The organism is Paenibacillus sp. MZ04-78.2 (assembly GCF_024213375.1).
Taxonomy (GTDB): domain Bacteria; phylum Bacillota; class Bacilli; order Paenibacillales; family NBRC-103111; genus Paenibacillus_G.
Genome location: NZ_JANAVJ010000012.1, coordinates 86939 through 96120, shown reverse-complemented (window position 1 = coordinate 96120; position 9182 = coordinate 86939). Strand labels below are relative to the sequence as shown.

Annotated in this window: 8 protein-coding genes; 7 read left to right on the top strand and 1 reads right to left on the bottom strand. The window is 58.3% G+C overall.

All coding sequences use genetic code 11. The annotated features are described in order from the left end of the window. The coding region (locus NLX71_RS11720) for a hypothetical protein (protein WP_254363824.1) at window positions 1–1969 on the top strand (1969 nt) is incomplete at its 5' end. Between the two features lie 52 nt (window positions 1970–2021). Here the strand turns inward: NLX71_RS11720 and lepB are convergent. Continuing rightward, window positions 2022–2570, bottom strand: a complete 549-nt coding sequence (lepB, locus tag NLX71_RS11715; protein ID WP_254363823.1) for a signal peptidase I — start codon at window positions 2568–2570, stop codon at window positions 2022–2024. 134 nt (window positions 2571–2704) lie between these two features. Here lepB and NLX71_RS11710 point away from each other — a divergent pair, with 134 nt between their 5' ends. The 6 genes from NLX71_RS11710 (at window position 2705) to queA (ending at window position 9160) form a co-directional block, all read left to right on the top strand. Then, window positions 2705–3409: a BofC C-terminal domain-containing protein gene (locus tag NLX71_RS11710; protein ID WP_254363822.1), complete on the top strand. Its 705-nt coding sequence runs from the start codon at window positions 2705–2707 to the stop codon at window positions 3407–3409. 210 nt (window positions 3410–3619) lie between these two features. Continuing rightward, the gene (ruvC, locus tag NLX71_RS11705) at window positions 3620–4123 is read left to right on the top strand and encodes a crossover junction endodeoxyribonuclease RuvC (protein ID WP_090669627.1); all 504 of its coding nucleotides are present in this window, start codon (window positions 3620–3622) and stop codon (window positions 4121–4123) included. After that, window positions 4120–4761, top strand: a complete 642-nt coding sequence (gene ruvA, locus NLX71_RS11700; protein ID WP_254363821.1) for a Holliday junction branch migration protein RuvA — start codon at window positions 4120–4122, stop codon at window positions 4759–4761. The genes ruvC and ruvA overlap by 4 nt, the downstream gene beginning before the upstream one ends. Before the next feature lie 71 nt (window positions 4762–4832). Further along, a complete protein-coding gene (ruvB, locus tag NLX71_RS11695; protein WP_254363820.1) occupies window positions 4833–5837 on the top strand; it encodes a Holliday junction branch migration DNA helicase RuvB in 1005 nt (334 codons plus the stop codon). 45 nt (window positions 5838–5882) lie between these two features. Further along, window positions 5883–8018 (top strand): SpoIID/LytB domain-containing protein, encoded by a 2136-nt coding sequence (locus NLX71_RS11690; protein WP_254363819.1) that lies wholly within the window; start codon window positions 5883–5885, stop codon window positions 8016–8018. Window positions 8019–8098: 80 nt separating this feature from the next. Continuing rightward, window positions 8099–9160, top strand: a complete 1062-nt coding sequence (queA, locus tag NLX71_RS11685; RefSeq protein WP_254363818.1) for a tRNA preQ1(34) S-adenosylmethionine ribosyltransferase-isomerase QueA — start codon at window positions 8099–8101, stop codon at window positions 9158–9160. Window positions 9161–9182 lie beyond the last annotated feature (22 nt).

Below are 9182 nucleotides of genomic sequence, written 5' to 3'. Positions count from 1 at the left end.
GAATATTCCGCAGCCGAACGTGTCGCCGTTTGCGGCCCAGCCGAATATTCCGCAGCCGAACGTGTCGCCGTTTGCGGCCCAGCCGAATATTCCGCAGCCGAACGTGTCGCCGTTTGCGGTACAACCGAATATCCCGCAGCCGAACGTAGCGCCGTTCTCGGTACAACCGAATATCCCGCAGCCGAACGTAGCGCCGTTTGCGGCCCAGCCGAACATCCCGCAGCCGAACGTAGCGCCGTTTGCGGCCCAGCCGAATATTCCGCAGCCGAACGTGTCGCCGTTTGCGGCCCAGCCGAATATCCCGCAGCCGAACGTGTCGCCGTTTGCGGCCCAGCCGAATATTCCGCAGCCGAACGTGTCGCCGTTTGCGGCCCAACCGAATATTCCGCAGCCGAACGTGTCGCCGTTTGCGGCCCAACCGAATATTCCGCAGCCGAACGTAGCGCCGTTTTCGATGCAGCCACAAGGCAAGCAGGAAGCCGTATTTCCATCCAATATAGCTCCTATGCCAACTTTACCCCCAATGGAACAACAATCGTTCCCAACGCCGCAGCCATTCCAAGCGGCGCAGAAAGGCAAGCCGGAGCCGATGGCGCAGCCGTTTAGCGCAGCGCAAAAGCCGCAGCCGTACGAGGCACCGCAGCCATTCCAAGCGGCGCAGAAAGGCAAGCCGGAGCCGATGGCACAGCCGTTTAGCGCAGCGCAAAAGCCGCAGCCGTACGAGGCACCGCAGCCGTTCCAAGCGGCGCAGAAAGGCAAGCCTGAGCCGATGGCGCAGCCGTTTAGCGCAGCGCAAAAGCCGCAGCCGTACGAGGCACCGCAGCCGTTCCAAGCGGCGCAGAAAGGCAAGCCTGAGCCGATGGCGCAGCCGTTTAGCGCAGCGCAAAAGCCGCAGCCGTACGAGGCACCGCAGCCGTTCCAAGCGGCGCAGAAAGGCAAGCCGGAGCCGATGGCGCAGCCATTTAGCGCAGCGCAAAAGCCGCAGCCGTACGAGGCACTACAGCCGTTCCAAGCAGCGCAGAAAGGCAAGCCGGAGCCGATGGCGCAGCCATTTAGCGCAGCGCAAAAGCCGCAGCCGTACGAGGCACCACAGCCGTTCCAAACGGCGCAGAAGGGAAAGCCGAACGAGCCTGCTCTAAATCCGTATCAAGTAGCCCAGCCGCAGCCTTCCGCGTCTTTGTTCCAGCAGTACAATGTTCCTGCGGTCGAAGCGATGGCTCAGCAGCCGCATCCTCCATACGGCAAAGGCAAAGAAAACGTTTGGAAGGAACCGGAGCTCCCGCCGATTCCGCAAATGCCCGGCGCAGGAACGATGCCCTTCTATACGGCCCCGGCAGCGCCACCGGCATACCCGTCTTTATTTACCGGTCAAGCGCCGGTTATTCAAAGCGGATGCGGTTGCGGAGGGGGGCTGGCGGATTTGCCGTATGCGTTGCCGCCGGAATCGCCTCCATTTGCGCAGATGCCTGCCCAGGCTTCCTTGATGCCTCAATGGTCGCAGGCTGCGCCGATTTCGCTTGAGCCGCCTTTGCCGCAGCCGATTATCCCCGGTCCGTTCCAGCCCTATGGCCAGCCGATGGACGAATACCCGTTCATGCCGTTTACGGGTCCGGGACCTATATTCTGTGAACGGGTCGTGCCGTTCCACGGATACCCGGGATTTCCGCCGTATCCGGGTTATATAAGTCCTGCGGCTGTCCCGTACGGAAGCCCCTTTCTTTGGGGGGAGCCGCCGGTATACGATAAAGGGAGAGAAGGCGAGGGAGAATCGGGAGAGAGCGCTCGTTCCGAAAAGGCGGTCATCTCGCAAACCGATACCCAGTCCGAATCTAAAGCGGCTCGTCCCCCGAAACGGAAAAAGAAGCAAAGCTCGGCGCGTGACGCGATCAGCAGCTTGATTGAGCGCAATCGCCGTCAGGCGGCCCGTTCGGTCAAACCGAGAAGACCTGTGCCTTGGCTCGGCAACTAAATATAAAAAAACCGCCGGAAGCCTAAGCCTCCGGCGGTTTTTTATGAGCGCGTCACATCTTGATGCCCAACACGTGGTCCATCGGAATAAAGCCGATTTCCCGGCTGTCTTTGCTGTGATTTCGGTTATCTCCCATAACGAAGAAGTGGCCTTCGGGGATCGTCCATTTATGCTCGCCGAGAACCTGCATCGGCTCGTTCAAGTACGGTTCCTCCAGCGGCTTCCCGTTACGGTATACTTTATCGTTTTTGAGCTCAAGGACATCCCCTGGCTTGCCGATGACCCGTTTGACATACATATTCGGGTCCTCGTTCCCGCTAATGAACTTCAACAATGGGTGTTCCAGCACATCGTCCTTGAGCGTGCGCTCTCGCTCTACCCGGCTGTCGATAATAACGATATCTCCGTACTTCGGCGCATAGCGGAACGTATGCGACAGCTTGGATACATAAATGCGCTGGTCGTTGTGCAGCGTAGGGTCCATCGAATGGCCCAGCACATGAGTCGGTTGAAACACGAAGATGCCGATCACAAGCGTCAGTGCGAAAGCGGCTGCGATGGAACGAACCCATGACCGAATTTCTTTGAATAGAGGATGCATAATCAACCGCCCTTCCTTTCCACTGTTCGTATGCAACATAGTATACATGGAAAAAGTATAAACGTCGATCCCCGTGGGAAAAATAGTAAAAGGCTTCAAGTATTTCTAAACACCACGGACAGAAGGGGATCGCCATGATGTTGCTCGGCTTTTGGAATCAGTTAAAGAAGCAATTGAAAAAAAAGCTGCGTCTGAAACGCCGTTGGCTGAATCTGGCTGTCGTTTTGCTTGCAGCCGGTTTGTTCGCTGCAGGTGCGTGGATGCTGCGCGGCTCGCAATATGACAAAAGCGGCAGGCAGAGTCAGGAACAGTCCGTCTTCAGCCGCGCCGTCGAAACCAATGTGCAGCCGGAGGAAGAAGTGCGTGCGATGGTAAAAGATTTGAACGGGCAAAGGGATGGTTTTGTAAAAAAATCGTATGTTTGCGGCGAAGAGCTGCAGCGGATCGGTATTATGAACGCAGCCGACATTTTGGCCTACCACAAAGCTCATCCATTGATGACCGTTAGTCTTGGAAATTCAGACCGGGTTTATTTCGTTGAGAAGGTGGATGACTTGTCCCCGCAATGCAAAAACAACGCTTATTTTGGGCTGGATGCCAAAGGCAATTTATCGTTGTTCGAAGGGGTGCCGGGGGCGGGAGGACAAAACGTGCTGCGAACGTTTTTTCAGCTGAACATCCGGCATCTGGAAAGCAGTCTGCCCCGGGAAACGGTAAAGCAGCTTTATCAGGGGGTTCGGGTAAGGGATTTGGCCGATTATAACAGCGTGCTCTCGACCCTGAGCGATTATGCGATCGAAGAAACGGAGAAAGCGATGCGAGCGACGCCATCCCCATAAAAGAGAGGCACTCCATCCCACAGGAACGATTCAGACAAGCCTTGTCCTATAACGAAATGCGTCGAAGTCCGCTGCGGCATTGGAGTCCGGGCGGACTTTTTGCCGTGTTCATGGAAGGGATAATCTGCTATAATGGCAGGTGAATACATATGTTCGCTTCTTGTGGTCCGAGAGCCGCAGTATCGGAAAGCGAATGGGGGAGTGCGCGTCTTGCGGATTTTAGGCATTGACCCGGGGATCGCCATCGTCGGCTTCGGGTTTATCGATAAACAAGGTCATAAGCTGGTTCCCGTTCAGTACGGATCGATCCAGACGAAAGCCGGTACGGAAGATGCCCTGCGGCTAAAACAAGTATACGAAGCGACGGTGCAGCTGATCGAGAAATATAAGCCCGATGCGGTCGCGATTGAAAAGCTCTTCTTTAACCGGAACGTCACGACGGCGTTGACCGTCGGGCAAGCCCGCGGCGTACTGATGCTGGCGGCGGTACAGCAGGGGCTGCCGATTGCCGAATATACCCCTTTGCAGGTGAAACAGGCGGTTGTCGGCTACGGGAAAGCGGAGAAGAAGCAAGTGCAGGAAATGGTTAAAATGTTTCTGCATTTATCTGCCGTGCCGAAGCCCGATGATGTGGCGGATGCGCTGGCAGTGGCCATTTGCCATGCCCATTCTTCGGGATTACAACAAAAATTGAACGGAGCTTACAAGCGATGATCGACTTTTTAAGAGGGACGGTGGCGCACCGCGAAACGGAATATGTGGTGCTGGACGTACGCGGCGTCGGCTACCGCGTTTTTTGCGCCAACCCGTATGCGATAGGAGCTGGCAAGGACGGCGCGGAAGTGACAATGTACATTCACTACCATGTACGGGAAGACGCTCACCTGCTGTTCGGATTTACGTCAAGAGATGAGCAGTCATTGTTCCGGCTGCTGCTTGATGTGAACGGCATCGGGCCGAAGGTAGCCATCGGCGTACTGGCGGGAGGCCGCCCCGAAGTGATCGCGGCGGCCATCGGTCAGGAAAATCTTTCGTTCTTGACCAAGCTGCCGGGCATCGGGAAAAAGACGGCGCAGCGCATGGTGCTCGACCTGAAAGATAAGCTGGGCGCATGGACTTCGGCCGAGGCGGATGGTTCCGGCTTTGGCTTGCCGGAAATTGCCGCGGCAGGGCTGACGGCCAGCGGCGCTTGGGGCGAGGCGAAGGCGGCGCTGCTTGCGCTAGGCTATACCGAAGCCGAGGCGGACCAAGCGGGACAAGCCGTCAAGCCGAAGCTGAAGGGCGACGAGACGGCCGACGCGGTAACGAAGCTTGCGCTGCAGGCGCTGTTTCAGCAGTCGCTGATGAAATAAGCCGTGCGGATGGTTGACGCGGCAGGCGGCGCCCGCCTTGGCGGACGGCCGACAGGAAGGAGAGGCGCAACATGGAAGACCGCATCATCTCGGCGCATCTAATGATGGAGGATCAAGGGATGGAGTTCAGCCTGCGTCCGCGGTATTTGGCTGAATATATCGGTCAGGCCCAGGCGAAGGAAAATTTAAAAATATATATCGAAGCGGCCAAAATGCGCAAGGAAGCGCTCGATCACGTGCTGCTGTACGGACCGCCGGGCCTTGGCAAGACGACGCTTTCGAATATTATAGCCAACGAACTTGGCGTCAATCTGCGGACGACCTCGGGACCGGCGATCGAACGACCGGGCGATCTGGCGGCCATCTTGACCAACCTGCAGGAAAATGACGTGCTCTTCATCGACGAAATTCACCGGCTTCACCGGACGGTAGAAGAGGTGCTATATCCGGCGATGGAGGATTACGCTCTCGATATCATCATCGGCAAAGGGCCGAGCGCCCGTTCGGTGCGGCTCGATCTGCCGCCGTTTACGCTGGTGGGCGCGACGACGCGCGTCGGGCTGCTTTCGGCGCCGCTTCGCGACCGGTTCGGCGTCGTCAGCCGGTTGGAATATTACACGGTCGACGAGCTGTCCTATATCGTCAGCCGAACCGCCGATCTGCTGCAGGTTCAGATCGTAGGCGAAGCGTCTAAGGAAATCGGGATGCGCTCGCGCGGGACGCCGCGGATCGCAAACCGGTTGCTTAAGCGGGTGCGCGACTTTGCCCAGGTGAAGGGTGACGGCATCATTACGCTCGACATTACGCAGACGGCGTTGTTGAGCATTCAAGTCGATCCGCTGGGACTCGACGAGATCGACCATAAGATGCTGCGGACCATCATTTTGAGCTTTCAGGGCGGTCCGGTCGGGCTGGATACGATTGCCGCATCCATCGGAGAGGAAAGTCAGACCATCGAGGACGTCTACGAGCCGTATTTGCTGCAAATCGGATTTTTGCAGCGGACGCCGCGGGGGCGCATGATAACGCCGAGTGCGTGCAAACATCTCGGGCTGCCGATGCCAAGCCGCTCTTAAGCGGAAGTATCGGCGGTTCCGTCAAGAGAGGGGAATCGGCGGTTTATGCATAAAACGAAAGGGTCGCTCGACCGTACGGGACTAGCTCCTGTAAAGCGGGTGGCGCATCGCTTAAGATCAGGAATGAAGGTGCCGGCAGCGCTGCTGCTTGCGGTAGCAATCGGCTTGGCGGGAGCGGCAGGAGGCGTGCTGCCTGCCGCTTACGCGGCGGTGTCGGTGCCGAAGCTCGACAATGTTCGTGTCGCTTTATTTATCGATACAGGCAAATATGTTAGTCCGGCCGCCGCGGTTACGCTGTCGGCGGACGCAGGGATGCAGCTCGGCTTGCGCGGAGCCGCCGGGGTGAAGCCCGTCCATCAAGCGTCGTCCAAAACGCCGGTTCGCGTTTATGCGGACGGCTATTACGCGCAGCTGCCCGAAACGGGCGACGTTACGGCTGCGCGTTCGCAGGCGCAGAAGCTGAAGGCCGGAGGAACCGCCGCGGGCGTCGTACAACGCGTGAAGCGAGGCAAGTCGGCGTACCGGGCCTATGTGGGCCCATTCGCCACGAAGGAAGCGGCTGCGTCGGCCGCCGCAGGCCAATCCGGCGCTGCCGTCAGCGGGCCGCTGCGCTGGAGCGCGGGCAGCTTCGCCGGCGAGGCGGAAGCGAATGCGCAGGCGGTAGCGCTATCGCAGGCGGGCTTCGATGCCGACGTGGCGCTGACCGAAGCCGGCTACGCCGTATTCGTTGGCGAAGCCGCCGACAGCGTGGCGCTGCAGGCGCTGAAAGCGCAGATTGCGGCGGCGCTGCCTACTGTGGCGCTTGCGCCGGTGGACGCTGCGCAGAGCTACGTGCTGAAACGCAGCGAGTTGGATATGGGCGCGCCAAACGCCGGCGGTCCCCTCGCGGCCTTCGCCTTCGGCGGGGGCGCGAAGCTGTGGGCCGCGGCGGCGGATGCGCAGGGCGGCGTCACGGTCCGCGAGCGGTTCGAGCGCGCCTACCGCGGCGGGATTGAGGTGTCCCGGTTCAACGGCAAGCTTGCCGTCGTCAACGAGCTGCCTTTTGAGCAGTATCTCGTTTCGGTCCTCGGCTCCGAGATGAGTAAAGCATGGCCTTTGGAAGCGCTGAAGGCACAGGCTGTAGCCGCGCGCACATATGCGCTCAAGCAGGGCGTCAAGTACCAGATCGCGAACGTCACCGATACGACCACGGATCAAGCGTATAAAGGAGTAGCGGGAGAGTTCGCCGCCGCCCAGCAAGCGGTGCAAGCGACGCAAGGCGAAGTGATCGTAGATAAGAACGGGTTGATCAGCCCGCTGTATTACTCCAATGCAGGGGGGATGACCGCGGCTCCGACGGAAGTATGGGGCAACGAGGTGGCGTACTTGAAAAGCCAAAAATCCCCGGACGAAGGAGCTCAAGCGGGCAAAAAAGTATGGTACCGGATTGTCTTGCCGAACGGCAATACCGGCTACATCCACTCCGACTACGCAAGGGCGACAGGGCAAAAAAATCCGGCCGGCTTGCCTTATTACGAGTCTACGGCAACCGGCGTGGGCGTCCGGCCTGCACCCTACGTCGACAATACGACCAACCCGACAGCGTTCAAGGTGGACATCGGGGATCAATTCGTCGTCATCGATCAAGAGGTCGAATCGAACGCTTACTCCTGGATGCGCGGCCCTTACAATGCGGCGAAGGTAAAGGAAAAGCTTGGTGCGTCTTATACCGGCGGGGCGTTAAGCCGGCTTGAAGTATCGAAAAGAGGGGTGTCCGGCCGCGCGCTGGAAGTAACGGCGAACGGACAGCCGCTTAAAGCCGCTTATCCGGATTCGCTCCGCACGTTGCTCGGCGGCCTGCCCAGTACCCGGTTTGATATTGAAGAAACGGGACGTTATACTATATTGGGAGCAGGGGGGGCGACGCGAAGTCAGACCTCGGCCTCTCAGCAAGTCGTTGTCACAGGCAGCGGCGGAACGGGAAAACAAACCGACGACGAGCAGCTCTTTATGATAAATGCACAAGGCAAAGTTCGGCTGGTTACCCAGGACCCGCAGTTTATTTTCAAAGGCACCGGCTACGGTCACGGATTGGGGATGTCTCAGTGGGGCGCCAAAGGCTACGCTGAGCTTGGGTACGATTACCAGAAAATTTTGCTGACGTATTATACGGACGTCTCGATTCAGAAAGCCGCTCCTTGAGGCGCTGCCGACGATGTCGTTCGAGCAGGGCATAAAAAAGATGAACGAAATATGAAACCAACAGAAGGATGAAACGTATCATGCAAGTGGACTTGTTCGATTACCATTTACCCGAATCGCTAATTGCGCAGACGCCGCTTCCGGACCGGACGGCCTCGCGCCTGCTCACGCTGGAGAAGCGAACGGGGGAAATTGGTCACCATACGTTTGAACAATTGGAGCATTATCTTGAGGCGGGAGATGTGCTCGTGCTTAACGATACGCGGGTCATTCCGGCCAGGCTGTTCGGAGTGAAAGCGGACACCGGCGCCAAAGCCGAAGTGCTGCTGCTCAAGCAGCTCGAAGGGGACCGCTGGGAAGCGCTCGTCCGTCCGGCTAAGCGTCTGAAGACCGGGACCGTGCTGCATTTTGGGGGCGGTGCTCCGTCCGAAGCGGGCGGAGATGCAGAGCCGCCGCTGCTTGTCGCTACCGTCGAATCCGAAGGCGACATGGGCAGCCGGGTGCTGCGCTTCAGCTACGAAGGTATTTTTAACGAGCTGCTCGACCGCTTGGGACATATGCCGCTGCCGCCATATATTAAAGAGCAGCTGCCGGAGCGCGAGCGGTACCAGACGGTGTATGCGAAGCACCAAGGCTCAGCCGCGGCGCCTACGGCGGGGCTTCATTTCACGCAGGACTATTTGAATCGGTTGGAACAAAAAGGGATACAATTAGCATATGTGACGCTTCATGTCGGACTGGGAACGTTTCGTCCCGTCGGGGTCGAGACCATTGAACAGCATGAGATGCACGAAGAGTATTACGAAGTATCCGCAGAAACCGCCGATCTTGTCAATGCCGTCAAGCGAAAAGGCGGACGGGTGGTTGCGGTGGGGACGACTTCGGCCCGGACGCTGGAAACGGCAGCGGGCGAAGATGGCTTGCTGCAAGCGGGAAGCGGTTGGACGGGAATTTTCATTTATCCCGGTTACCGGTTCCGCATCGTCGATGCGCTGCTAACCAACTTCCATCTGCCCAAATCGACGCTGCTTATGCTGATCAGCGCGCTCGCAGGGCGGGAGAACGTGCTCGAAGCTTACCACGAAGCCGTGGAGCGGGAGTATCGCTTTTTCAGCTTCGGCGACGCGATGTTCATTCATTAAAATAAGTAAAATTGACCGGAAT